General features: G+C 43.9%; 23 protein-coding genes. 9 read left to right on the top strand and 14 right to left on the bottom strand.

What is annotated here, in order from left to right; all coding sequences use genetic code 11:
- Nucleotides 1-72: 72 nt before the first annotated feature.
- Complete coding sequence (locus R7190_RS02625) at nucleotides 73-2232, bottom strand: prolyl oligopeptidase family serine peptidase (RefSeq protein WP_186585163.1); 2160 nt, start codon at nucleotides 2230-2232, stop codon at nucleotides 73-75.
- A 206-nt stretch (nucleotides 2233-2438) separates the two neighbouring features.
- Complete coding sequence (locus tag R7190_RS02620; protein WP_054578669.1) at nucleotides 2439-4010, bottom strand: ATP-binding cassette domain-containing protein; 1572 nt, start codon at nucleotides 4008-4010, stop codon at nucleotides 2439-2441.
- Between the two features lie 445 nt (nucleotides 4011-4455).
- Between R7190_RS02620 and R7190_RS02615 the strand changes: the two genes are divergently transcribed.
- The 3 genes from R7190_RS02615 to R7190_RS02605 all read left to right on the top strand — a co-directional run bounded on the left by R7190_RS02615 (nucleotide 4456) and on the right by R7190_RS02605 (nucleotide 7626).
- Nucleotides 4456-4881: a universal stress protein gene (locus R7190_RS02615; protein ID WP_005375398.1), complete on the top strand. Its 426-nt coding sequence runs from the start codon at nucleotides 4456-4458 to the stop codon at nucleotides 4879-4881.
- Between the two features lie 166 nt (nucleotides 4882-5047).
- Nucleotides 5048-5665 (top strand): NAD(P)H-dependent oxidoreductase, encoded by a 618-nt coding sequence (locus R7190_RS02610; RefSeq protein WP_005375391.1) that lies wholly within the window; start codon nucleotides 5048-5050, stop codon nucleotides 5663-5665.
- Nucleotides 5662-7626: a monovalent cation:proton antiporter-2 (CPA2) family protein gene (locus tag R7190_RS02605; protein ID WP_005375390.1), complete on the top strand. Its 1965-nt coding sequence runs from the start codon at nucleotides 5662-5664 to the stop codon at nucleotides 7624-7626. Before R7190_RS02610 ends, R7190_RS02605 begins: the two co-directional genes overlap by 4 nt.
- Nucleotides 7627-7718: 92 nt before the next feature.
- On the opposite strand, the gene R7190_RS02600 is transcribed toward R7190_RS02605, so the two are convergent.
- Complete coding sequence (locus R7190_RS02600) at nucleotides 7719-8012, bottom strand: hypothetical protein (protein WP_005375389.1); 294 nt, start codon at nucleotides 8010-8012, stop codon at nucleotides 7719-7721.
- A gap of 245 nt (nucleotides 8013-8257) precedes the next feature.
- Between R7190_RS02600 and R7190_RS02595 the strand changes: the two genes are divergently transcribed.
- Nucleotides 8258-8551: an ArsR/SmtB family transcription factor gene (locus R7190_RS02595; RefSeq protein WP_005375388.1), complete on the top strand. Its 294-nt coding sequence runs from the start codon at nucleotides 8258-8260 to the stop codon at nucleotides 8549-8551.
- A gap of 108 nt (nucleotides 8552-8659) precedes the next feature.
- Here the strand turns inward: R7190_RS02595 and R7190_RS02590 are convergent, their stop codons facing one another.
- On the bottom strand, nucleotides 8660-10009 hold the full coding sequence (locus R7190_RS02590; protein ID WP_017635250.1) for an alpha-amylase family protein: 1350 nt from the start codon (nucleotides 10007-10009) through the stop codon (nucleotides 8660-8662).
- A gap of 520 nt (nucleotides 10010-10529) precedes the next feature.
- Between R7190_RS02590 and R7190_RS02585 the strand changes: the two genes are divergently transcribed.
- Entirely contained in the window at nucleotides 10530-10886 is a 357-nt protein-coding gene (locus R7190_RS02585) for a MerR family transcriptional regulator (protein WP_005375386.1), read from the top strand.
- A 58-nt stretch (nucleotides 10887-10944) separates the two neighbouring features.
- Nucleotides 10945-11322: a carboxymuconolactone decarboxylase family protein gene (locus R7190_RS02580; RefSeq protein ID WP_005375385.1), complete on the top strand. Its 378-nt coding sequence runs from the start codon at nucleotides 10945-10947 to the stop codon at nucleotides 11320-11322.
- A gap of 77 nt (nucleotides 11323-11399) precedes the next feature.
- Here R7190_RS02580 and R7190_RS02575 read toward each other — a convergent pair whose 3' ends face one another.
- Both R7190_RS02575 and R7190_RS02570 read right to left on the bottom strand, forming a co-directional pair.
- On the bottom strand, nucleotides 11400-11630 hold the full coding sequence (locus tag R7190_RS02575; RefSeq protein WP_005375384.1) for a PAS factor family protein: 231 nt from the start codon (nucleotides 11628-11630) through the stop codon (nucleotides 11400-11402).
- A 282-nt stretch (nucleotides 11631-11912) separates the two neighbouring features.
- Nucleotides 11913-14339 (bottom strand): M9 family metallopeptidase, encoded by a 2427-nt coding sequence (locus tag R7190_RS02570; RefSeq protein WP_213986388.1) that lies wholly within the window; start codon nucleotides 14337-14339, stop codon nucleotides 11913-11915.
- Between the two features lie 448 nt (nucleotides 14340-14787).
- Between R7190_RS02570 and R7190_RS02565 the strand changes: the two genes are divergently transcribed.
- Complete coding sequence (locus R7190_RS02565) at nucleotides 14788-15765, top strand: hypothetical protein (RefSeq protein ID WP_065275418.1); 978 nt, start codon at nucleotides 14788-14790, stop codon at nucleotides 15763-15765.
- A gap of 31 nt (nucleotides 15766-15796) precedes the next feature.
- Here the strand turns inward: R7190_RS02565 and accD are convergent, their stop codons facing one another.
- Nucleotides 15797-16660, bottom strand: coding sequence for an acetyl-CoA carboxylase, carboxyltransferase subunit beta (accD, locus tag R7190_RS02560; protein WP_186585159.1), 864 nt, complete (start codon nucleotides 16658-16660; stop codon nucleotides 15797-15799).
- A 141-nt stretch (nucleotides 16661-16801) separates the two neighbouring features.
- Between accD and R7190_RS02555 the strand changes: the two genes are divergently transcribed.
- A complete protein-coding gene (locus R7190_RS02555; protein WP_005375376.1) occupies nucleotides 16802-17701 on the top strand; it encodes a LysR family transcriptional regulator in 900 nt (299 codons plus the stop codon).
- A gap of 147 nt (nucleotides 17702-17848) precedes the next feature.
- Here R7190_RS02555 and R7190_RS02550 read toward each other — a convergent pair whose 3' ends face one another.
- Both R7190_RS02550 and R7190_RS02545 read right to left on the bottom strand, forming a co-directional pair.
- On the bottom strand, nucleotides 17849-19408 hold the full coding sequence (locus tag R7190_RS02550; RefSeq protein WP_017635256.1) for a methyl-accepting chemotaxis protein: 1560 nt from the start codon (nucleotides 19406-19408) through the stop codon (nucleotides 17849-17851).
- A 550-nt stretch (nucleotides 19409-19958) separates the two neighbouring features.
- Nucleotides 19959-21035: a nickel/cobalt efflux protein RcnA gene (locus tag R7190_RS02545; protein ID WP_171344147.1), complete on the bottom strand. Its 1077-nt coding sequence runs from the start codon at nucleotides 21033-21035 to the stop codon at nucleotides 19959-19961.
- 135 nt (nucleotides 21036-21170) lie between these two features.
- Between R7190_RS02545 and rcnR the strand changes: the two genes are divergently transcribed.
- Nucleotides 21171-21443 (top strand): Ni(II)/Co(II)-binding transcriptional repressor RcnR, encoded by a 273-nt coding sequence (gene rcnR, locus R7190_RS02540; RefSeq protein WP_005375370.1) that lies wholly within the window; start codon nucleotides 21171-21173, stop codon nucleotides 21441-21443.
- A 266-nt stretch (nucleotides 21444-21709) separates the two neighbouring features.
- On the opposite strand, the gene R7190_RS02535 is transcribed toward rcnR, so the two are convergent.
- The 5 genes from R7190_RS02535 to otnK form a co-directional block, all read right to left on the bottom strand.
- Nucleotides 21710-23203, bottom strand: a complete 1494-nt coding sequence (locus R7190_RS02535; RefSeq protein WP_005375369.1) for a GntP family permease — start codon at nucleotides 23201-23203, stop codon at nucleotides 21710-21712.
- A complete protein-coding gene (denD, locus tag R7190_RS02530) occupies nucleotides 23203-24162 on the bottom strand; it encodes a D-erythronate dehydrogenase (protein WP_064369125.1) in 960 nt (319 codons plus the stop codon). The genes R7190_RS02535 and denD overlap by 1 nt, the downstream gene beginning before the upstream one ends.
- A gap of 61 nt (nucleotides 24163-24223) precedes the next feature.
- Nucleotides 24224-25000, bottom strand: coding sequence for a 2-oxo-tetronate isomerase (gene otnI / locus R7190_RS02525; protein ID WP_047101720.1), 777 nt, complete (start codon nucleotides 24998-25000; stop codon nucleotides 24224-24226).
- Nucleotides 25000-25647, bottom strand: coding sequence for an aldolase (locus tag R7190_RS02520; protein WP_005385078.1), 648 nt, complete (start codon nucleotides 25645-25647; stop codon nucleotides 25000-25002). The genes otnI and R7190_RS02520 overlap by 1 nt, the downstream gene beginning before the upstream one ends.
- Nucleotides 25648-25658: 11 nt before the next feature.
- Nucleotides 25659-26915: a 3-oxo-tetronate kinase gene (gene otnK, locus R7190_RS02515; protein WP_031777204.1), complete on the bottom strand. Its 1257-nt coding sequence runs from the start codon at nucleotides 26913-26915 to the stop codon at nucleotides 25659-25661.
- Between the last annotated feature and the right edge of the window lie 5 nt (nucleotides 26916-26920).

Below are 26920 nucleotides of genomic sequence, written 5' to 3'. Positions count from 1 at the left end.
TGTGATTCCCTTTTTATTATCGAGCGATAAAGCGCCGATGCATTTCGATAACTAAAACGCAAACAATTCGCACTATTGCAGTTTCTCTATTCCCATATTGAACAGTGCAAAACTATAAATATCTGCATTTGTCTCAATTATTTTACGCGTTGGTGTGCCTGCACCATGTCCTGCATTGGTTTCGATGCGAATTAAGGTCGGATTTGAACCCGCTTGCTTCGATTGCAACTCAGCAGCAAATTTGTATGAGTGAGCAGGAACAACACGGTCATCATGATCACCGGTTGTAATCAATGTTGCTGGGTATTCCACCCCCGCCTTTACATTGTGCACTGGCGAATAATCTTTCAGATATTGGAACATCTCTTTACTTTGCTCTGCCGTGCCGTAGTCATACGCCCAACCAGCACCTGCGGTAAAAGTATGGTAACGCAGCATATCCAGTACGCCGACTGCTGGCAGCGCCACTTTAAACAGCTCTGGACGTTGCGTCATAACGGCCCCCACTAACAAGCCACCATTCGATCCACCGTTAATGGCTAACTTGTTTGATGACGTTACCTTTTCATCAATTAGGAATTCAGCCGCAGCAATAAAGTCATCAAACACATTTTGCTTTTGCATTTGAATGCCAGCGTTGTGCCACTCTTTGCCATATTCCCCACCACCACGAATGTTCGCTACCGCGTAAACACCACCAAGCTCTAACCAAGCCGCACGTGTCGGGCTAAAAGATGGCGTGAGGCTAATGTTGAAACCGCCATAACCATATAGGATGGTTGGTGCACTGCCGTCCATCGGTGTCCCTTTTTTATAGGTGATGATCATCGGCACTTTTGTTCCGTCTTTTGAGGTGTAAAACACCTGGCGAGAGTCATACAAAGCGGGATCAAATGGCGCTTTAGATTTGTAGTACACCTCGCTATCACCATCTTTGATGTTCAGACGATAGGTAGTGCTTGGCATCTTGTAGTTGGTGAAAGAATAGTAGACTTCGGTTTCATCTTTTTTACCCGAGAAACCGTATGCGCTGCCAATATCAGGCAATTTGATTTCTCGGATGAGTTTGCCGTTCATGTCGTATTGCTTCACCATCGAGATCGCATCAACAATATAGCTCGCAAACAAATTGCCACCCGCGGTAGAAACACGTAACACGTTCTTTGTTTCAGGAATCAAATCTTTCCAGTTTTTGGGCTGCGGCTGACTTGCATCCACCGTCACGACGCGTTTGTTCGGTGCATTAAGGTTCGTAACCAAGTACAGTTTCGTGCCTTGGTTGTCTATCACCCAAGTATCAGAACTGGTGTTATCTAAAATGGTTTTCAGCGGGCTATTTGGCTTACTCAGGTCTTTGAAGAACAGTTTGTTGCCCGACGTCGATACGCTGGCTGAGATAAACAAGTAGCGTTCATCTTCCGACGTGTAACCCCCAACGTAGCGATACTTTTCGTCCTTTACACCACCGAAAATTAATTGGTCTTCACTTTGTTTCGTCCCTAGTTTATGAAAGTAGAGCTTGTGTTGGTCTGTCTTCGCGGAAAGTTCACTCCCTTTTGGCTTGTCATAACTTGAGTAATAGAAGCCTTGATTGCCGAGCCAACTGATGCCACTGAACTTAATATCCACCAGCGTTTCACCGACGGGCTTTTTGGTTTCTGTGTCTAACACAATGACTTTGCGCCAATCGCTACCGCCTTCCGAAATGCTGTATGCAACCAAAGATCCATCTCGTGAAAAGCTCACTCCCGCTAACGATGTGGTGCCATCTTCACTAAAAGTATTTGGATCGAGGAAAATTTCTGCTTCACCATCACCTAGCTGCCGATAAAGCACGTCTTGGTTTTGTAACCCGTCATTTTTGTAGAAGTAAGTGAACTTACCCTCTTTGAACGGCTGGCTTTGTTTTTCGTAATCCATGAGCTTAGTAATGCGCTCTTCAATCTGCTCGCGGTAAGGGATTTTCGCCAGATAATCAAACGTCACTGCATTTTGTGCCTTAACCCATTCTGCGGTTTCTGGGCTGAGATCGTCTTCCAACCAGCGATAAGGATCACTCACTTTTGTACCAAAGTAGTCATCGACAACATCCACTTTTTGTGTGGTTGGATACGTGATGGTTTTCGGGGTTACCTGTTCAACCGACGATTGCGCCGCTTCATTTGCATACGCCACCGACAACACACTTCCGAGTGCGAGAGCCGTTGTGAGTGCTAGGGTGTTCTTTTTCATGAAATTCCTTTTTATTTTTCTGTTGTCTTTTTGTGCAATACATCAGAACTCTACTATATATCGACAAAATGAATCTAATTTCATTAAACGAGTTGTGAAAGCCATCCTAACTCCCTCATTTCCTTCCAGTTCTACAAACTAGTAAGTGGAAGTGTAGAACTTGGGAACAATACTGAAGAGCCACGATGGCGTTTACTCTCTTTCGTCTAAGTCAGCTCGATTTGGCGCAAAACCCCAGACTCAGAAGCGAAATCTTGGTCGTGACTAATCAGAACAAATCCACCTTTGTATACATTTAACGCCTGACTAAGCATTATTTTTGACTCGAGGTCGAGATGGTTATCTGGTTCATCAAGCAGCAGCAAAGGCTGAGAATTTTGGTTGCTGACTATCAGCATCGCGAGCTTCATCTTCTCGCCACCGCTCAGTAGGCGCCCCAATCGAAACACAGCATCTCGACGAAAACCGATCCCGGCCAATAAGGTCCTCGCTTCACTTTCCGTCATCTCTTGGCAGCTCTCCATTACGTTCTCAAGTAACGAAAGATTTGGATTCACTGCACCAAAATGTTGGTCGAGATAGTACAAAGGCGTATTCACTTGCAACTCACCACTCTGCAACGATAACTCGCCAAGCAACGTCTTTAACAAGGTTGATTTTCCGCAGCCATTTCTCCCTTTGAGATGGACTTTGTCGTTCGCAAAAATCTGCAACGTGATAGGCGTAGAATTCCCAAAAGGTAATATACCTTCTTGTATCGACAACACTTTTCGCGAACGGTTCGGATTATCTGTAAGATAAAGCTTTTGCGCCTTGAGTTGCTCATGTCGCGATTGCAACGCCTGTTCTTTGGCTTGTAAATGCGCTTGTCTGAGTTGCTCATTCTTATTGCGATTTGAAGCGCTGGCGGTCGCGCTATCCTTTTTTCCATCAAGCAAAATTTTGGGCTGACTGCCGTCTTTGCGCAGTTTGTTCCCTTGCGCGGCGCGTTGGTCTGCTTTTTCGCGATTTTTCTGGGCTTGCTCGGCTAACCGTTTTTTCTGTTTATCGACTTGCGCTAACTGCCTCTCAACCGCTTGCAGTTCAGTGCGTTTTTTCTCGGCGTACACATCGTAATTTCCACCAAAAGCCTGTAAACCTAGGCCCGATAGCTCCCAAATTTCCTCCATCTCTCGCAGCAGCTCACGATCGTGACTGATGAGTAAAATCGCACCGCTGAAATGCGTCATAGACTCTATCAACCATTGTTTCGCCTCGGTATCGAGGTGATTGGATGGTTCATCGAGAATCAAAAGCTCCGTTTCGTTTTCAAACAACTGCCATAACTGCAAACGTGCCAACTGACCACCACTGAGCCGAGCACAAGAGAAGTCAGGGTCTTGCGGCAAGCCCATCGCAGCAAGCTGCTGTTTGAGTTTCAGTTCAATATCCCACTGTTCGCCAACCAGTTCGAACCAATGCTCAGAAACATCACCTTGTTCAATCTGCTTCAAAGCATGTAAGGCCGAGTCTGTTCCTAGAAATTGGGCGATCGATTGCTGACCTGAAAGCAGATCAGACGGCTGCTGGCGATACATCATGAAAGAAGAGGGAGCAGTCACAACACCGCTGGCAGGCTGAATTTCTCCCGCTAAAATGGAAGCCAAAAGCGACTTGCCGATGCCATTGCGCCCAACCAAACCAACACGTCGTTTAGTCATGGAACAAGAAATAGACTGGAATAGCGTATCGCCATTATCAAACTGATGGCTAACATTAAAAGCTTGTAAAACTGGCATAATTTGCCTCCTGTATGACAGGGACAACAGCCGTAGCTATGATTTGAAATTGCAACAAAACGCGTGCACAAACGCATTAAGCTCTATGTAAAGCTCGACGATATACGTCAAATCAAAAAGTCGTCTTGTTGCAAAGAAATATCGGAAAGTGAGCTACGCCTACTAACCCTGCAGATCCAAAAAATAAGTAAAAATATGGATGACAGGTTTAGTTCTTCATGTTGGCGTAATCTCCTAGAGAAATGATGCGCAGAGTGTAGCCGCTTTTTTGTTCAAAAAGCAAGCTTTCTAACCAAATGTGAACAAAAAGAAAGTTTCACAATAAGTTGTTATATCACATTAACTTTTTAACAAGTCTTTGAACAATTTCGAGATCTTAGCAACACAATTTTTATCCAAGCCATACTATGCTTAGGGTAAAGATAATCCACATAAGGGCGTGGTTATGAAATACAAACATATCCTTGTTGCACTCGAACTGTCAGATGAAAGCACCGTGCTTATCGACAGAGCGGTATCAATGGCAAACTATCTCGACTCCGATATATCCTTTATTCATATTGATGGTACGCACGGAGAAATCTATCGTGAGCTTGTAGACATCAAAGAAAACCCGGATCAAAGGCCGTTGAATGAGCATTCAATGGAATGTTTAAAAACATTTAGTGATTACATGGATTACCCACTTAAACATTTCTTCGTAGGTACTGGCGACTTGGCTGATAAATTAGAGGTCACCATTAAAGAGCAAGAAGTGGATCTTCTGATTTGTGGTCACCACCAAGATTTCTGGAGCAAGATTATTTCTTACTCCAGACACTTAATTAACAAGTCACCGGTGGATATTCTAGTCGTCCCTATTCATGATTAGTAAAAAGTAACGCTTCCCAAAACCACCAATTTATTTGGTGGTTTTTTATTGATATTGAAACAGCTTAAACAGTTTTCCAAACTAGCTTGGCGATCATTTATGAGTTACATTTTCTAACCAACCCGCGCTCCTACTGGGCATGGTTATTTAGATAGCAAGGATCCCTATGGCAAATAAAAAAGTACTCATTCTCTTTGCTCATCCTTCCCAGCATCGTTCAGAAGTGAATACTCCACTTTTCAAAGAAGCTCAAAAAATTGAAGGCGTGACATGTGTTGATCTCTATGGCGAATACCCTCGTTTCGATATTAATATCGACCGTGAGCAGCAACGCTTACGTGAGCATGACGTGGTGATTTTCCAATTTCCACTATATTGGTATTCAACGCCTGCGATTTTAAAAGAGTGGCAAGATCTGGTTTTGGAATATGGCTTTGCTTACGGTACAGATGGCACAGCACTGCAAGGTAAGACCATGCTTTGTGTGCTGTCTGCAGGGGGTAAAGAAGAAGCTTATAAGGCAGAGGGCTACAACCACTTTACGATTCGTCAACTGCTTGCGCCTATTGAACAAATGTCCGCACTGACCGGCATGAACTACATTGCCCCTCTCGCGATGTTTGGCGCACGTACAGCAGATGAAGAAGGGCGAATCCCTCGTCATGTCGAGCGGTACAAGAGCCTGCTAACAGCTTTAGTCGAAGATAGGTTGGATGTTGAAGCTGCGGCGTCATTAATCAAGCTTAACAGCGCATTGCCAGAGCTCATTAAGGAGGCTTCATGACAGGGATATTCTTACAAGCCTTCGTATATTTGATTGCTGCTGTAATTGCAGTCCCACTTGCTAAGCGTTTGGGACTTGGGTCCGTTTTAGGCTATCTCATCGCAGGTGTGGTCATTGGCCCAATTATCGGTTTAGTCGGTGAAGAAACAACAACAATCCAGCACTTTGCCGAGTTTGGCGTGGTGATGATGCTGTTTCTCGTCGGTTTAGAGCTCGAACCCAAAATGTTGTGGGCGATGCGCAATCGCTTAATGGGTTTAGGAGGTCTGCAAGTCGGTGGTACCGTCGCGGCGATTATGGGTATTGCCTTGTACTTTGACCAGCCTTGGACCATAGCCTTAGCCATAGGTTTGATCTTCGCCCTCTCTTCTACTGCGATTGTTTTGCAAACTTTTAGCGAAAAAGGATTAACGAAGACGGAAGGTGGACAAAACGCTTTCTCCGTGTTGCTTTTTCAAGATATTGCAGTGATACCAATGTTGGCGTTCATTCCTCTATTGGCCTTACCTGAATTAATTGAACAGGCACAGTCCGCGGCTCAAACAGCCGCAGCGCACCATGAAGAATTAAGCCTCGTTGCGGGGTTGCCAGGCTGGGCATACGGCATCGTAATCACAGCATCGATTGCAATCGTCGTCGTTGGTGGACACTTTTTAAGTCGACCTCTGCTCAATTATGTGGCTAGCTCTGGTTTGCGAGAAATCTTTACCGCAACTGCACTCATGCTTGTCATTGGTATCGCTGCACTAATGAGTTTAGTGGGCTTATCTCCTGCCTTAGGAACCTTCTTGGCTGGCGTTGTATTGGCGAACAGTGAATTCCGCCACGAGTTAGAATCCAATATCGAACCATTTAAAGGTCTATTGTTAGGTCTGTTCTTTATTACCGTTGGCGCAGGGATCAACTTCTCGGTCCTTTTTGGTGATTTCTGGTTGGTCATGGCATTGACCATTGGCGTGATGGTTTTGAAAGCCTTGGTGCTGTTTATTCTTGCACTGATATTTAGGGTGAAAGGCAGCAACCGCTGGCTGTTTACCCTAAGCTTGGCTCAAGCAGGTGAATTCGGCTTTGTGCTTCTAAGCTTTTCAGTGCAAAACCACGTCATCCCATTTGAACTCTCACAAACTCTTGCGTTAGTGGTTGCGATTTCGATGTTCCTGACACCAGGTTTGTTTATTCTGTTTGATAGAGTGATTCTGCCGCGCTTTGAAAGCCAGTCAAATGAACGCGAAAGCGATACGATTGAGGAAACAGGCACGGTGATCATCGCCGGCATCGGCCGCTTTGGACAAATAGTGAATCGCCTATTGGTATCAAACGGCGTGACTACCGTGGTACTTGACCATCAATCTGACCAAGTCGATAACATGCGCCAGATTGGCACTCGCGCCTATTTTGGCGACGCGACTCGACCAGATATGCTACATACAGCCGGCATTGAGCACGCCGCTGCGTTGGTTGTGGCGATTGATAACCAAGAATCGAGTGTAGAACTGGTGAAGTACGTTAAGCACACGTACCCAAAAGTAACAGTGATTGCACGTGCCTTTGACCGTGGACATGGCTATCTTTTGCGTCAAGCGGGGGCTGATATTATTGAATCAGAGACCTACCATTCTGCATTGGAGATGGGCGGTCACACAATGAAAGCCCTTGGCATTCACCCCTTCTTTGTTGAACAACAGAAGGCGACATATAAGCGTGTTGAAGCACGTAAGTCAGAAATACTTTACAAAGCTTGGGAAGATGATTCTGAAGGTGAACGCTATGACAACAATTTCCGACAACTGTTTATTCAGTTAGAGGAGAAAATGGCGGAAGAGATGCAAAAAGATCGTCATGACAAACTATCGCGGTCAGAACGTGGTTGGACACCGCCACCTAAAGGTTACGCAGATGACTTTAATGAAGATAACGTCCAAGAGCTAACACCACCAAGAGAAGAGCCTATCCAACGATAACGCACTCCATATTAAAAACCTCCCGCTTGGGAGGTTTTTATTTTTTCAGTACAGAGCCACACGCCGTGCAGGATAAAATGATCTTCTCGATATTACATAAGATCATTCATTAAAATCTCATACTCTTCGTTTGCTTCTTCCACTAAATGAGAAAGCTCTAACGCATCAGTAACTGCAAGATTGAACTGCCACGGAGTTGTGTCTTCTTTACCACAGATTCGAGTTTCACACCCACGACTCTCAAAAGACAAATCATCAAACTCTGTGGTGTGGCGCTCTTGAAGTTCAACAATCTCAACTTCTAATTTACCAACAGGGTTGACTTTAACGTGGGCATGTAACTCCGAACTGTTAGACAAACAATAATCTCTATGAACCGCAATCATGGCCGCCTCCTTGGTCTGCCAACTGACAACTCAACATTGAGTGTAGACGAGGGATTTTGAACGTGGCGTGAAATAATAATGAAGATTGATCTGTCTCATTAGAACAGACAATTGTTGTCATGAAGGCATTAGCCAGCATGAATCTCATCTGATTTAAATTGTTCTGAGATCGTAATAGTTGGCATTTACCGAGACTTTCCCTATTATCGAAACAAAATTACTGTGGTCATTCTTTAGAGGTCAGTATGGAGCTTGAAGCCGTTGCTAAAGCACTAAAAGAGTTAGGGCATCCGACTCGTTTAAGTATTTACAAAGAAGTCGTCAAAGCGGGATACAAAGGTATCGCGGTAGGCGGCGTACAAGAAAAGCTTGGCATTCCAGCATCCACTCTCTCTCATCATATCTCGAGCCTTGCTTCAGCCGGTCTTCTCACCCAGCGCCGTGAGGGTAGAACCCTTTTTTGTGTTGCAGAGTATCAGTGCTTAGATGACGTAATTGGTTTTTTAAAAGCAGAATGTTGCGTTAACGAGTGCTCATAAATTTCTAGCAAAAACGAGAGAGTTTGAGTTTATATTGAACTTCAGCAGAACGTGAATGACGATGAAAAACATACACACCGAAGTTGCTAACCTCGGTGTGTACATCTTCTACTTCGCGACGAGTAACATCGACGACTTAGATGGTACGATTAACTTACCGTCAGTTGGAATGATTTGTTCTGTCATCAAATCAACCCAATTACCATCGATTTTTAATGTCAAAGACTGTTGACGCTGTGATTTATTAAGCACCACAATACCTTTGTCACCTCGCTTAAGTACGAGCATGTCATCGTTACCTTCAAGAACACTCATCGGCTCGCCATGCGTCATATTATGGAACTGGATCATTTTTGCCATTCTCGGATCGCTCCATGCACCTTGCCATCTTGGCTGACCATTTTTACCTTTAATACCGCTGGTGTTTAAGTCGGTATAAATCAACGGCACACCACCATCTCGGCCTAGAATATAGGCATAAGCTAACCATTCGTTTTCCTCGTCCATGATGAGATCAAGAAAGACATCATTGTTAGGAATATCATGTGTGATAGCAAATGTAATCGCACGACCGGGAGACAGAGCCTGACCAAAACAATAGGGATCAATCAGAGACTTGAAGCTGCCCTTTTTAGCAAACGCCTTAAACATGGTTGAGAACAAAGGGAAATCGTACGCACCTAGGCGAGTTTCCTGTAGATACGGCTCAAGAAACAGCTGATACTCTTCTTCCGTCGCACCGCCATCGGTAATAATTTCACCAAATATATGCACATCCCGCGTGATGTCGTCTGTCCAAACACGCTTAAGATGCTCTAACGTCATGTGTTTCGCAGCGTCAATACGAAAACCTTTCACACCAATAGCTTTCAGCGCCTTTAGGTACGCTCGCTGCTGCTCAACAACATGGTCACAAACACGAAGAGTTGGCAAGCCAGGATCGGTTGGCCCACCTGTGATACGTCCGTTTTGAACCTGCCACTTATCTTTCCAGTCTTTGATGCCGAATGCTTCAACAAAGTCCTCTTCATCAAAAAGTGGTTGAGATAGATCGCCAAACAACGCTAGCGACTGATATTTCTGTTTGTTGTTCTGGTATTCCTCCAAGACCTCTTGTCTTGGGTACTGAAGGTCTCTGCGAAGGTGGGCCTCATTTGCCATATGGTTAAACACTACGTCGGCATAAACCCACACACCAACTTGCTCCAGTTCACGAACCATATGAATAAAATCTTTGGTATCACCCAAGGCATTATCGATAACACGATAATCCTGTGGTTGATAACGCTGCCACCAGCGCTCATCGTGTGCGCTTTTCATTGGTGGCGAAACCAACACAGAGCCATAACCAAGCTCGCGGATTTCTTTTGCTCGTTGGGCAATGTCAGCATACTTCCAATCAAACGCATGTAAGATAACGTTTGCACCGAATGATTGTGTTTCCTGTGAGCCACTCATGTTGTTCTCCTGCTCGTTTCCACTCACGATTACTTGTTTGCATTTTTTTGTGAGTGAATTCAATAATCGAAATTATAAAAGCTATTCATCAGAGGCACTCACCCTTTTAGCACTAACTCAAGGCTGAAATCGAAGGCGTAGCAACTCATCCATTGCACAGCGATAAATCGTTCTGAGTGAATAACGGGCACACAACATACAACCCAAATAGCCCAACACAAACCTAAAATATTGTTTTTATTGGCAAAAACATCAATCAAAAAAGATGCAACATAAGACCTACGTACGCCCTAAAATAGGCCCAAAGGATAAAAATAGCCAAGCCAACCCGTTTAGTAATCAATTGTTAATAAAACGAAACTGGCAGGTGGATCACGTTTGGCGCGTTTCAAAAATCCAGTAAATCACCATACCTAGCGTTAAAAGACTAAAGATTTCTGTTTGTATCTGTCCCGAAATGACTTCAAAATGCGAAACTTAGCTTATCTCTATGGGGTATGCTCTACCTTGGAGGATAATAATGAATATCAAAGAATTTTCTGACCTCGTCGGGCTATCTGCTCATACACTTCGATACTATGAAAAAATCGGTTTACTTAAACATGTCCATAGAAACGCGAGTGGACATCGAATGTATAGTTCGAAAGATCTAAACTGGATAAGCTTTGTTAAACGTTTAAAAGAAACTGCAATGCCACTTGAAGAGATTCTAGAATATGCCAAATTAAGGGAAGTCGGCTCTCAATCTGTACCACAACGTCAAGCCCTGTTAGAACAACACCAAGAAAACCTCAAACGCCACATTGAGCAACAGAAAAAGCACTTATCGGCTCTAGAAGAAAAAATTGCCTTGTATAAAAGCGGAAAAGTTCGTTGACTTAGAGTTAACTCTAACGATTAAGGTGTGTTTACGTTTATTCACTAGGAACATACCGATGGAACAATCACGCTTTAACAAAGGATTAGAACTACTCTCTCAAATTGATGGCGACGCTGGTCATAATGTCATCGAAACCTTACAAGATATTTGTCCAGATTTAGCTCAGTACACCATTGAGTATCCGTTTGGCGATATTTATGCTCGCCCGGGCTTAGACCTAAAATCGAGAGAAATCGCAACCGTCGCCGCGCTAACGGCTATGGGGAATTGCGCGCCGCAACTAAAAGTGCACTTAAATGCAGCGCTGAATGTAGGCTGTAGCGAGGATGAGATTAAAGAGATCATTTTGCAGATGTCCGTCTACGCAGGGTTTCCCGCGGCATTAAACGGCATGTTTGCATTCAAAGAAGTGTTAGCGGAAAGAGCAGAGTAATAACAACGTTGAAATCAATTTAACCGCAGTTAAAAACGGCCCTTGGGGTTCGGGCCGTGATTAAAACAACGAGTGAATTAGCGCTCAGGAGTTTCAAGCAGTTTAACCGCGCAATCTACCGCGTTGTTAATGCCTTGACTGCTCTCCAACTTGCCTGAACTTGCAGGACCAAGGGCACAAGAATACAAAGCCAGCTGCTTATCGAACGGCAGATCCAACTGTTCATAGAGATTTTGTCGGATTCTTGCATGTTGTTCTGGTTCTTGGTTAGCAAGGCTAATCAACGTTTCATAAATAAGCGTTTTCATGTCTTTCCCTTTTCACTTTATTGCACGGGGTGCATATATATTGTATCCATTTGGGAATCACAAATCAGAAGCTAGGTCACAGAACGCGTCGCTAAAAAAGTTTATGTGCGCGGTAAATTGCAATACAAACCTAAAGCCGTTTAGAAAAAGGGCAACCGATAACTCGATAGATCAGCCGATTAACTAGCATTCGCCGCTGTTTGTTTATAATCGTGTCCGATATAAACAAAAACGTCGCTGTATCAGCGACGTTTTATCTCGACTTTAGCTAATCGAACCTGTTTAGTTGAAGTGCACTAGCATTTCAACGTCATCACCTTGCTCTGGAGCCTGAAGAGCGAAGTACACGTACCCTGCTTCAGTAACAGGAATCGCAAGGTATTCATTGCTGCCTGCATAGTTGGACGCATACTCGTGCTGCTCTACTGTAGGCCAATGTTCCCTACTCGCGTATAGATCGACATTACCAGTTTGAGAGTGAGCCGTTAGCCATACACGAACCTCTTCAACACCTTCAGGCACATAAACTGCTGCATAACGCTGCTTGTGAACGGTAAGCATTTTGGCTTCACCAGACTCTAATACCACAGGTGCTAAATCATCTTGCACTTGGGTTGGCGGTGTTTGCGCTTCCACTTCTAACGCAGCCACAAGATTCACTGAGTCATAGCTATCACGTCCAGTTAAGCTGATGTAGTAACGACCCGCTTTAACGTAACCATCTTGCTTTGGTTCAAACACAATCTCTTCATTGCTGCCATCAGCATATTGACTCATTTCGAAATCATAGTAATGCGCGATTTTGTTGTAGCTCATGTAAAGATCCGCATCACCCGCACCCTCAATAGATACATTGAAGTTAACGGTGTTGGCTGGAACATCAACGTAGAACAGTTTTTCGCTGTATGCTTCGCCACTGAGCTGAAGGCTTTGGTTCGCCGTCAATTCAGTCACTTTTGCTTCAGGGCTTGTTGGTTCTGTTGGTTCTTCTGGGTCTGTATCAGGTTGCTCAGGTTCCACTTTTAATGTGTCCAACCAACGTTCAAACTCAGCATCGTATTGTTGACCTAAAGACGTCACCTGCTGTGCCCATTGTTCGAACTGGCCAGAGCGCGACAATGCCAACAAGCTTTCGACGTCTTGTGGATGATTTTCTAACATGAATCGAACAGCTAGATAACCCCAACGATAGATACGATTGGTATCGTGAGAGTACGTGGTATCAAACACAGTGGAAAGGCTCAGTTTACCATCTGCAATCAGCTCAATCGCAGCTTGGTAACCTTGCTTGTAATGCATGTATTCAGCAAAACCTTCTAGCCACCAAACAATATGACCATGAGCCAAGTTATCGCTGAACGAACCGTATTGGTTAAATCGTGCATCTAAATAGTGCGTGTATTCATGTTCTAGGTTCAAGATAGAGAGATCTTCACCATTCGCGTAGCGATAAGCGACGAAACGCGCAGTATTGTCCGCTTTTGAAGGGTCACCTTCTAGGTACTGACCACCGTTGTCCGTTGTATTACCAAATAGGAATGAAGAGTAATCAACGTAACTAGCGTTACTCGCGAATACCGCCACTTCAACACGATCATTCAAATCATCAGCGACAGGTTGATTACCCGTATTCGCAACTCGATGGAAGTCGGCTTCTTTTGCCGCTAGCACTTCACACGCTTTCGCTGCTTGAGCATCGGTCAGATCTTCAGAGCGAATAATGGCAGGTCCCTGACATTCAAAACGATTTGGCATTACACGTGCAGCTAAATCTTGCTTGGCTTGCTCAATATTCAGACCATTTAGGCCTTCTGGTGCGTAGTAGCTCATCATTTCAACGGCAGCAAGCCATAGTTTGTCATGCTCACTACCCAGTGGATAACGCTGCATCACCTGTTGCATTACTGCCAATGCTTTGCGTTTGGTCTCCTGATCTGGGCTCGCGAGCAAACGACCAGTTTCACGTAATGCATTGAAAACGATAAAGCTTGCATCCGTATCTAATGCCCAAGCATTATCAGATGCGAATTTCACCAACGTATCAATATGGTGTGTATTGTTTGCCATGTATCGGTAGAACGCATCGTTCGCCGCATGGCCTGCCATAGAGCGGAACAAGTTGTTTAAACCATCGACCCATTGCGTGTCCTGTGCGGTTTCACGATTAAAGTGCATCAACGCGGCCATCATGCTATCCATGGTCAGCGGCAACTGCTTAACGTTATCAACCATCAAAGTCAGGCTCTTCATTGCACCAACTTGTTCACGACCTTGATCCAAAGCATGAGGGTTGTTTAGGAATAGGTTCGTCGACTGAGCAAAACGCTGACTCAACGCTTGCGAAAACTCAGGTGTACCAGTACCAGCGTTGTAGCGAACGTAGTAGGCCGCTCGAATAAATTCGCCTAGGTTCTCTAGAATACGAGCTTGATCTGCTTCACCACGATAGCGAGCGATTTCTTGATCCAGCGCGACTTGGATACGGCTTAGGCTCGCTTCACTATAGATATCATTCAGCGTTTCTGAAGGTGCTGAAAACCATGCGTGGTAGCAATCATACTCAGCACCAGAAACGGCAGTAGCCAGATCTCGCGATTGTTGTAAATCAGCAACAGCACACTGATTTTGTGCAAAAGAGAAGCCAGACACACTCGCTAGCATACAAGCAAGCGCCAAACGATGGCGCGGGAAAAAACGGATATGAGACATAACAACACTCATTGATTATTAACATACATTGAGTGGGGGTTTATATTCTTTACAGCTCAAACAGTGAAATCAGTGTCATAAAATTTATGAAACCGCTCCCAAAAATAGGTCTTTTACTCTAATTAAATGGGAGCAATCCCACTCCAAAAAAACTCACAATTATCAATAAAAACATTAATTTACCTTTTTCTAAATAACGACTTTATGAGGAAAATTGCCCTTAAACGCCCCCCTTAACTCTTCCAGATAGAGTTCACGACAATCAAAGGTTCTAAATTAAATTTTGATGCTTGATACCATCTATTTTTATTTGTGACTCATACCCAATAAGTCATAGAGTGCATATCAAAAGGTTGGCATTAATGGTAAATTCTCCGCCAAATCAAACACATTTACTCCTCCAGTCATTGATGAGTGAATAAAGCAGATATTTGGCTAGGGATAATACATGTCACTTTGGGGATTTTGGGGAGCGGGGATTGCCTACTTCATGACAACGTTTGCCTTTGTTTTTGGCGGCATTTTTTGGTTATGTTCTGAAGGTAATACATTAAGAGAAACAAAGCGCCAATCATCAATAATGTCCGGGGTTATTGCTTGTACTATTGGAACTTGGGTGCTTGCTTTTGGTGTTTACGTTTACGGTTACTTTTGGGATAACTCTTCTCACTATTATTTTTATTTGCTCGCTCCATGGGGACTTGCCATTTTTGGGGTAAAACTTCGTAACCGCTGGGTTAAGCAATACGCGCGTGTAAAACACGCAAAAGAAGAACAGTGGCAAAAGCACTGGCGAGAATTATTAGGGGAAGATACTGAAGAGCTTCCACCATATACACATGATTACGAGCTCTACTCGGGCATTTGGCAAGCCAATGAAGCGCTCCAAGAACAGTGTTTTGCAGCCCTTCCTCACGGGAAAGCAGTCTACGAGAGAGTGAAAGCCTTCCAAACGATGGCCTCCCCCGCTGGTGACATAAACAATCAAGTTTTGCTGAGTAAACTCGATCAACTAGAGGATGAAATCATTCAAGTTCTTGAGCAACACTCGCAAAAGAAAGTAAGCATTGAAACTGGCGCAGGTACTTTACACAAAGAGTCAAAACGCAATGTTTATCACCATGAGAATGGCCCAACAGAAGAGCAACTGTACGACTCAATCAACCTCCAACATGATTTGGATCGAGAGCTACGCAACATTATCTATGATCGGCTCGGTTACGATGGCGAAGATGAGTACTTTTTCCTCCAAGCGCCACTCGAAGAGCTTACCGAGAATGAAACCGCAATCAACTGGATGCTCTGGGGGTTAGTAAGCAACCATTTTGCTGTTGACCCATACCAAACGGCGTTGGATCTCAGCCTAATGAATGCGGAACCAAGATGGGGGCAAAATGAACGGTTTGTAATGATTACGGCTCAATAAACGCAAGTACTAAGTCTAATTTTAATACAACCTATTCTGAGACCACCCTCGCGTTGGTTAACTTAGCCAGTAAGCGGCCAACGCGATCGCGCATTTCACGTCTATCGACAATCATATCTAGCGCACCATGCGCTAGTAAAAATTCACTTCGCTGAAACTCGTCTGGTAACTTTTCACGTACCGTTTGCTCAATGACACGTCTTCCCGCAAAGCCAATACTTGCTTTAGGTTCACCAATATTGATGTCTCCTAACATGGCTAAACTCGCCGAGACGCCACCATAAGTTTGGTCCGTCAATACTGAGATATAGGGTAATCTGTGCTCAGATAAGTGGTTTAACGCGGCGCTGGTTTTTGACATTTGCATTAGTGCCACCAAAGACTCTTGCATGCGCGCCCCTCCGCAAGCGTTAAAACATACTAACCCAGATTTTGTATTAATTGCGCTTTCAATTGCTCGGACAAACTTCTCGCCAACCACTGCGCCCATCGAGCCTGCCATGAAAGAGAATTCGAATGCACACGCAACAACAGGCAGCCCCAATAACTTGCCCTGCATCACCACCAACGCATCTTTTTCTCCAGTCGTTTTCTGCGCTAAAGCAATTCGCTCTTTATATCGCTTTAAGTCTTTAAAACCCAAAATATCTTGTGGCTCCAACTCACTTGCCAACTCTTGTTGTGTTCCATGGTCCAGAAAAGAGATCAACCTTTGACGCGCAGCCATTCTCATGTGATATGAGCATTTAGGGCATACTTCCAAATTTTCTTTTAACGCGGCACGATAAAGTATTTGTTCACACTCAGGACACTTTGTCCAAACGCCCTCAGGGATAGACGCTTTGCGCGAACCTATTATATTTTTATTCTCAAATAACCGTTCTAACCAGCTCATAAATTCACCACTATTGATTACGTTCTAGCGCGATATCTCGTTGTTTGTTCGCTTAAACTTGTAAATAAAATTGTATGTAACTTAGTACAGGGATAAAGTGCGATATGCTGGCTTGATAATCCAATAAAGTGGGATAATGAAATGTTTGATAACGTTGACCAAATCTGGTTAAAAAGTTTTCACTGTGTTTATGAGAACAACAGCTTTAAGCGAGCCGCTGAGTGTTTGAATATACCAACATCAAATATCAGCCGACACATTGCCCTGCTTGAAGAAAAGTTAAACATTAGGTTGTTCAATAGAACAACAAGGCGAATGACGCCTACCGAGGCTGGAGAAGAGCTCTATAGCAGCACTCGTCCGTTATTGGAGCAACTCAACGCCGCACTAGAAACGGTAACGCGCCACTCGCACACGGTAACAGGGGAACTGCGAATTCTTATGCCAGACACACCTGTACTGGCCAAAGCGGTTGTCACCTTTTGCACGCAATACCCGTCAATCTCTTTGTCTTGCGATACAACGCTAAACCCTAAAGATGATGTTATTGACAGCTTTGATGTCATTTTGAGTTTTCATAGAGGGACTTTGTCAGACAGTAACTGGGTGGCGAGAGAGATAAAACGCTGGCCCAGTGCCATTTTAGCCGCGCCTCAACTAATTGAGAAATACGCCACCCCTTACAAAATTACGGATCTAAGTCATGTTCCCTGCATCACGACGCTTACCGCAGTAAATGGTGCACCATGGGTATTCAGAAACCCTGTTGGGGGCCATATTACTCAAACTGTGCAATCTTCATTCAAAGTAAACAGCGGTCATCTCGCCAGATATGGCGCGTTATTAGGGCTTGGATACGCAATATTGCCAATTGAGTCATGCCAAAATGAGATCAAAAATGGTGAGCTAGAAATCGTCACTCTAGAGTACGAACCTGAGGATTTAGTGCTTTACGCCTTTTACTCGTCAAGAAAACATGTAGCTAAGAAAATATCTATGTTTGTTGAACATTTAAAGCAAAACGCAAAACTTAACGCCTAGCTAAGCTTTACTCAACTAATTTATCGTATTCTGTTTTATCGTCTAGAAAGGACAAACACCGCTAAGCGATTTGAGACTCGATTTTTTCAAATAAAAAAGCCAGCAATTAACATTTACTGGCTTTTATTAAAGAGGGTCAGTTGGCGTTTAGATTCTAAACGCTCCTACGTGACGATCGAGTGTTCGCGATAGCTCCGCGAGTTGTTGACTTGATTCTTCTAGTTGCTCACTCGCTGTTAGCGCACTTTTCACTGAGTGGCTGACGGTATCCATGTTCATATTAATTTCGTTTGCTACCGTTGATTGCTGTTCTGTTGCGGTTGCTACTTGAGTATTGATATCTGAAATAGTCGTCACTTGTGCAGCTATTGCTTCTAAAGCCTGTCGAGCTAACTCAGTTTCTGCCGTTCCTTCTTCAATAAGAGTCTTACTATTACTCATTGAATTCACCGCACTTTGAGCTTCAGTTTGTAGCTGGTGAATCATATTGTCAATTTCATCGGTAGAATGAGCCGTTTTAGTCGCTAGGTTGCGAACTTCATCAGCGACTACTGCAAAACCTCGGCCGGCATCACCAGCGCGTGCCGCTTCGATAGCCGCATTGAGAGCCAATAGATTGGTTTGCTCCGAAATACCTCTAATCACCTCTAGAATACTACCAATCGACTGAGTATTTTCAGCAAGACTCACGATAATGTTGGAAGTGCTGTTCATCTCGTTTTCAAGATTAGTCATCGCCGTTTTGGTTCTTTCTAGCGTCGTGTAGCCATCTTGCGCTTCATTACTTGCTGCACTCGCAGCATTTGCCGCTCCGGCAGCATTGGAGGCAATTTCATTGACCGTCGCAATCATTTCGTTCATGGATGTGACAACCAGCATGGTTTGCTCGTTCTGCTCTTGCCCTCTTGTGAGCGCTTGTTGAGATTGCCCACGCAAAGCGACAGCTGAACTATTAAGCTCCACACCAGTATTTACAACTTGTGTAATAATCTCATGTACTTTCCCAACAAAAACGTTGAAAGCAGAAGAAATTTGCGCGACTTCGTCATTACCTTTCGCTGGCAAACGAACGGTTAAGTCTCCGTCTCCTTTTGAGATGTCTTGTAGAGCGTCTTTAAGCGCAGAAAGCGGTCTCATCAGTTTATTTAGCAGAAGTGACAGAATCAAAACACACATAACGAAGATCGCCACCATAGAGATCAACTGGTAAGTAATAATTCCATTCGTCGCTTGGCTCACTTCAGTAATAGGAATACCGATATCAAAAGTACCGTATAACTGACCATCCACATAAATTGGTGCCATGATGTCAAACACCCATACTTTCTGGACATCGGCATACCACTTTGAGTACTGTTGAACACCTCTCGTCGCGCCTTCAACAGTATATTCATCGTTATAGGTTTTGTTCAACTTGTGCTTATCACTGTGGGCTACTGCCGTCACGTTACGATCAATTACAACGGCATAGCTCACGTCTGAACGTTGTTTCAGCCCCTCAACAAGCGATTGTAAATCTTGCATTGGATTAGCTGAGTTCTCCAAAATATAACTCGCATTTCCCGCTAGAAACTCAGCTTGAACTTGGGATTTGTTTAAGATGATGTCATCGATTTTCTGACTCGAAATTAGGTACGTTGATGCCATACTCGCCACGACAGCAATACCAAACATGGCGCAGACTGCTAATAAGATGATTCTTTTCATTATAATTGTCTCAATACAATTCAATTGATGCTCATTAATCGAGCGCTAAGCCTTTCTTCTCCAAAACCAACCAAACTGCATTTTGGGTCTGTTTGGCAGAGCAAGACATAACTTTATAACTATGTATCTGCTTGGTTCCCGATTACTTTAGACAGAAGGAAAAAAAGTCTTCAAAACGTCACATTTCTACGAGGTTTGGCGAAGGGACGAGTACGCAAAAGGAAACGTTTGCATAGTTAAATTTAACTATGCGACCAAATTGGTATCGAACATTAAAGAAAAGACTTCTAATTAGCGTTTTGACCGTCGGGAGCACTGTGGTCAGTGCTCCCGTTTTATCATTTAGTATCTCAGGTTCAGATATTAGAGCCACAATTGCAGCGGTTGTAATCCGAGATGCTTGGTGAAGCGAGAATGACTTGGTTTGTAGATATGGCAGCGATGTCAGATCGAGTGATTCTCAATCAAGAATCGGCAGCAAAATAGGCAAACCAAGGCATGAAGCCATTGCCCATAAAAAAAGAAAGGAAAAAAATCTTTACCACAGAGTTTAACTTGTCAGCGATATGTATCCATGCATACCCATGTATAAACCAACTGCACTGATCAAGACGCCCGATAAGTAAGGAGCTCGACGTGCAACATCATTCAAACCGCTCCATTTAGATGTCGCTTTTTGCACGCCCACTGCTGCCACAACGCCAACAGCAACCAGAGTCAAGGCTAAGCCAATACTGAATGACACAACTAAAGTCGCACCAAGAGTCATTGCCTTAAGCTGCAAACAGATAAGCAAAACCGTTACCGCAGCAGGGCATGGAATCAAACCGCCCGTTAATCCAAACAGCAGAATTTGCCCATTCGTCACGTCTCGATTCTCAAAGCGTTTTTGAATGTCTAAAGCGTGAGCGCGTTCGTGAGCATCTTGATATTCCTTATCTTCGCTTTCTAAATGAGAACCAGAACGGAAATGTACATCAAAGTCATGGGTATGATCATGGTGCCCGATGATCAAAGTGACAGAAAGTCCATTAGAGACTTCAATGCAAGACGCCGATTCCAAGTATCCATCACGCTCTATAAAGTGATAGATATCAGCAGGTTGATAACCATCACTCGATACCGAAACCTTGATACCTTCAGCAGTTAAAGGTTTACCGCTGAGTGTTCGCAATTGGAAACGGTGATGCTCCCCTTCCTGTGTAATCGAAAGCGAAACATGCCCATGTCCTGTATCCACAACTTGCGTCGTCCAGTCGCGAGCATGATCCTGAGCTTTGTTCCAAGCTCGCTCATCGCTCCATGTCCGCCAAAACATCCATACGCCGGTTGTCACGATAATGACCCCAGAGATAAGTTGCATCCATGGTTCAGCCGCTTCAGCGGTGAATTTCTGGCTAATATACATCCCGCCAACAGCGATTAACCATACAATTATAGTGTGAGAAAGTGTGGCAGCTAAACCCAGCATCACGGCTTGTTTGACCGTTCCTTTCACCGCGACAATGAACGCCGCCATCATCGTTTTAGAGTGCCCAGGTTCTAAACCATGCAAGGCGCCAAGCAAAATGGCACTGGGAATAAAGAACCACCCATTACCTTGTTGTAGTAACGCGACAAAATCCATTGTTGTTCTCTGTTGTTGATTCTAATTTATCGCAAACTATACTCCCCCCTAGTATTAAATACTACCCCCCAGTATAAATTGAGTGCTACATTATCAGTTAGAATAACTCGGCCCGTAACTTAAAGAAGATAAGACATGTCGCATACAACCAGAGATCAAAAGAAGCTCAACACTCGAGTCAGTAAAATACAGGGTCAGGTAAATGGACTTAAAAAAATGCTGGAAGAAGAGCATGAATGCCAAGATGTGTTGCAGCAGATTGCCGCTATTCGGGGAGCAGTAAATGGTTTGATGCGAGAAGTAATTAAAGGTCACTTACTTGAACACGTCGTACTTGAGGAAGACAAAACTCAACGTGAAAAAGATATGGAAGTCGTATTAAAAGTACTGGACTCTTATATAAAGTAACCCTACTTCGCTAGAGTAAAATCACTAGAGTTAAACTCGAATAGAACCTTTATAGGTAATCTCTTACTAAGCGGGAAATAACAATTCCATTTCATATTGATTAAGTTGAAAACGGAACCTATATCGGTTCAATTTAAATAGTTTATTTATAAGAACTAAAACGGCCCAAACATAGGGCCGTTCATATTATTAAAAAACTCTAAACTATCTGATAAAAATACATATTGTGATAGGTTTTTACTTTATGGAAGAGTACAAGTAAACCTTTATACCTCTTGTAATTCGACGTGCTTAGCGCTGTAAGATTTTGTAAATGCAACACACCCCAAAAGTACAGCAAGTGGTAACACAGGATCAAAGATTGAACCATGAGATCCGAAGAATAAGTTAAGAATCATGACTAATGAACCACCAATAGCCCAAGCAATTGTTGTTGGAATAGTCCAAATAATGAGTTGTTTCTTAACCTCAGTCACCCCCATTAATCGATTAACAATATGGAATAGCGAGTCATTAAAGTAGCCAGCAAATAGAGATCCCATCGTAGCTGCCGTCGCTGCGAATAAAAGGTTAACGTCAGGAATATTCACTAAAACTGGGGCAGATATAGAAGCAGCGGTTATCATGGAGACTGTACCAGAGCCCTGAATAATACGAACTAACGTCGCAATAATAAATGGAATCATAACCGCAGAAATAGGAAGCCCTGCAACTTGGTTGGCAATCTCTGCGCCCGCACCCGTTTCACGCAATACGGCACCTAACGCGCCACCAGCTCCTGTTACTAACAAAATGATGCCACAAGTGGAGATTCCTTGTTCCATCTTTTCATTCGCTTCTTCTTTGGTAAGGTTATTACCCAATGTGTAAACCGCTAGTAACGTCGCTATTGATAGTGCAATAGTAGGGCTGCCGATAAAAGCGATAAATTGACCAAATGTTGTTGCAGTCAGCCCTTCGAAACCGAAAGTCCCCTCTAATAAACCCATCACTGATTTCGCAAGTATAAGTAAAATTGGGATAATAATTGGAGCGATAGATTTACTTAAAGATGGTAGGTCTTTCGCTTCTTTACTTGCAATGTACTCTTTGTGATCATTAATCAGTTGCTCACTAGACTTCGAGAAATGTTCGGTTGGAATGAATTCAGGAAACTGCTTTTCTAACCATCTTGCATACCAAACAATACCCATGACACAAGGCGCTGCGATCATCAAACCAAAACCTAACATGCTGGCAAGATCGACACCAAAGATACCAGCAACGCCCAAAGGCCCTGGAGTCGGCGGAATAGCGTGATGCGCTACGACCAAGCCGCCCGCCAGAGCAACCGTAAGCGTTAAAATCGAGCGATTGGACGTTTTTGACAAAGACTTCGCTATTGGATAAAGAATGATAAGCGCGCTATCCACAAAGATTGGGATGCTAACAATATAGCCAGTTACAGCAAGAGCGGCCTCTTCTTTCTTTTTTCCTAACCACTTTATAAAATTATAGGCAATACTTTCTCCTGCTCCAGAAGCCTCTAAAATAGCCCCCATCATAACGCCGAGACCGATGACAATCCCTATACCGCCTAATGTTCCACCAAATCCTTTGCTAACGGTCGCAATCGTGTCGTCAACACTTAACCCACCAATAATACCTGCGATACATGCCGCAATTAACATCGCAATTAACACATGTACTTTTGTACGTAACACAAGAAAAACAAGGACTGATACGGCTACTATTAGTCCAATTACTGAGGTTGGTAACATTAGACAATCTCCATATTGTTAACAGAAATAAATTGTTGTAATACATCCTTGAAATTACTGTCTGCTTTAAATCCAAGCTCCAGTTCTTTAGTACAATCAATTTTTTGTGGCCAACTACTCACAATACGATCAATACCCGCATCATGCTCATAGGTAATATAATTAGAAAGTTGTTTACCCGTTAGAGTGTCCATTGTTTGAATCATCTCAGCTGGTGTAGTTTGAATACCAGGTAAATTAAGCGTTCTATAGGACAGATTATTTAACTGCTCATAAGGCATTAGCCCTGCATATTGAATATTGTCCACCACTCTAGACGGGCTCGATATCCAAAGTTTTAGCGTAGGGTCTACAGGACAATTTGATTCTTGAGCATTCAAAGGCTCACGAATAATTCCGCTTACGAAAGAGCTAGCGGCAAGGTTTGGTTTCCCAGGGCGAATACAAATAGTCGGTAAACGTACGGATACAGCTTTAACAAAGCCTTTACGGGCATAGTCGTTAACCAATAACTCACCTATGGCTTTTTGCGTCCCGTAGGATGACTGAGGATGAAGTGCTGTTATTGGTGTAATCGTTTCCGGAAGATCACCACCAAAGACAGCTAAAGATGAAGCAAACGTAAAACGAATATTAGGGTTTACTTTACGGCAACGCTCAAGCAATAACTGTGTGGTCGTCAGGTTTACAGCTACGCCTAAATCAAAATCTTGCTCAGCATGGCTCGATACAATTGCCGCTAAATGAAAAATGTGTGTCGTTTCGGCAGTAATAACTTGGTCTATATTTTCTCGCTTTGTCATATCCATGACTAAAGAAACGACTCGGTCATCAATGCCCTCTAAGCGCGACTTTTGAATGTCGACAATAGTAATACTTTCAGCTTTGTTTTCTTTTAGTAGTGATTTGGCAAGTAGGGTTCCGAGAAAACCCGCCCCTCCAGTTATGATAATATTCATAGTCACGACCCTTTGTTTTTGTAATTGGTTTCAAGTTATTTATGGATAGAAATTAAAATTGTTATAGGTATGGTTTAACCCAACTAAGGCCCAGCTGCGTGCTATGCCTTGGGTTGTATTCACAACCGATCCAGCCTTGGTAACCAGAGTCATCCAAAACATTGAATAGGTGTGGGTAATTCAGTTCGCCTTCCGATGGTTCGTGCCTTTCAGGCACAGAAGCAATTTGAATATGGCCTGTGTATGGCGCCACATCGCGAATCAACGTACTCAGATCACCGTCCATAATTTGTGCGTGATAGAGATCGAGCTGCAATTTCACGTTTGGACGAGCCACTTGTTTGATGAGTTCCACCGCTTCACGTTGATGTGCAACAAAGTAGTTCGGTACATCGCGATTGTTGAGTGGCTCAATCATCAGCTCAACACCTTGTTCGGCAAACTTATCCGCTGCATAACGAATGTTTGAGATAAAGGTTTCAATATGCTGATCACGAGTGAAGCGTGAATCAACAATGCCAGACATAGCGTGAACCTTTTTACAGTTCAGTGCCTTGGCGTACATCAGCGCAGTCTCGACGCTCGTTTTAAATTCATCCTCACGCCCCGGAATAGCTGCAAAACCTCGTTCACCTGCATCCCAATCACCTGGAGGCATGTTGAATAACGCTTGCTCAAAACCAAACTGCTGTATCTTGCTTGCTAGTTCTTGCGCTTCGAATGCGTATGGAAAAAGGTATTCCACCGCTTTGAAGCCCGCTTGGTGTGCTTTTTCGAAACGATCTAGAAAAGGAACTTCTGTGAATAACATTGTCAGATTTGCCGCGAATTTAGCCATTACTTACCTCTCCCTTTTAGGTCTTGAATCTCAGTATCCGTTAAGTAGCGGATGTTGCTATCTTTAAGAATGAACGCTAGCTTCGCTGTCTCTTCTAGCTCTTCTGCGTTATCCACTGCATCTTCAAAGTCCGTACCCGTGATCACTGGACCATGGTTCGCCAGGAGGAAAGCTCGGTAGTCACTAGCCCGCTGCGCAAGTTCTTCAGCAATCTGAGGGTCGCCCGGGCGCAGGTACGGAATCACTGGCAGTTCGCCAATGCGCATTACAAAGTAAGGTGTAAAAGCTTTGATGGCATTCTCGCGATCTAGACCTTCAAGACAAGAAAGCGCCGTCAAGTAAGTAGAATGCAGATGCACAATCGCATTACACTTTGAGTTATTTCGATAAATCGCCAGATGAAAAGCCACTTCTTTTGATGGCTTTTCACCAGAGATATGGTTGCCATCAATATCCACAACCGAAAGCTCTTCAGCAATCAAGCGGCCGAACGAAGAACCAGTTGGCGTTGCCAGAAAGTGTCCATTAGGCAGTTTTAGAGAAAGGTTGCCAGCGCCGCCAGTCGCATAGCCACGTTCAAACATAGAGCGCGCCATAGTGACCATTTGCTCTCGCAGTTGTTGTTCTGTCATCAATTCTTTATTCATCACAACCTCACCTATTCAAAAAACGACTGTGCTTTGGCAAAGAAGTGTTCATCGCCGAAGTTGCCCGATTTCAGAGCCAAAGAAAGCTCGCCTTCAAGTGACTTCACCCAAGGTACACCTGGTGCGATTTGAGGACCGATATGAAAACCTTTTACGGCTAGGCTTTGGGTTACAACCCCTGAGGTTTCCCCACCCGCAACGATGAAATTTTTCACACCGTGCTGCTGAAGTTTGATTGCAAGTTGGCTAAAGAATTGTTCAACCGCGTGGCTTGAAGCATGCGCGCCAAACTCTTGTTGAATCGCTTTTAACGCCGCTGCATCTGCGGTTGCGTAAACCAGTGGTGCGAACTCGCTTTCGATGTTGGTCATGACCCAATCAAACACTTGATTTGAGTAGTCTTCTTCCGTCAGACACGCCTTCACATCAATAGCAAAGTGTGGCGCTTTTTCTTTGTAAACAGCGACCTGTTGGTTGGTCATGACAGAACAAGATCCAGATAACACAACGGTTGGTGCTTTTTTAGGGTTCCCCTCTTGCTTCGCATCACTTTGATCTTCAAGGCTCTCTATCCAGTTCTTAGCAATACCCGCAGCCAAACCAGAACCACCAGTTACCAGTTTTAGAGACTTCGCCGCTTGGCCAAGTGTGACTAGATGCTCTGCATTGAATGCATCAACCACTGCGTAGCGGTTGCCTTGTACTTTTAGCTCTTCAAAGCGCTCAATTACCGCTTTTGGACCTTGTTCAATTATTTGGAAGTTCACCAGGCCAGATTTGCCTTGAGATTGAGCATCCATCATACGAACTAGGCTTGAATCAGTCATTGGTGTCACAGGGTGATTACGCATACCTGAGTCGCTTAGCAAGTCTTGGAATACAAATAGATGGCCGTTGAAAACTGTGCGACCATTCACTGGTAATGATGGGCAGACAATGGTGAACGCTTCACCTAGCTCTGCAAGCAGTGCATCCGTTACAGGACCAATGTTACCTTCTGCTGTGCTGTCAAACGTTGAGCAGTACTTGAAGTAAAACTGCTGACAGCCATTTGCTTGCAGCCACTTAAGCGCCGCTACTGAATCCTCGATTGCCTCATCTACAGGACAAGAGCGAGATTTAAGACTGATCACGACCGCATCTGCGTTTACATCAATCTCTTCTTTTGGAATACCGTTAAGCTGAACTGTGCGCATGCCGTTTTCTACAAGAAAACCTGCGATGTCTGTTGCGCCAGTAAAGTCGTCTGCGATAACGCCTAATAACATCATTT

The sequence above is a fragment of the Vibrio sp. 1078-1 genome (genome assembly GCF_033340475.1).
This window is presented reverse-complemented; position numbering and strand designations above follow the sequence as displayed.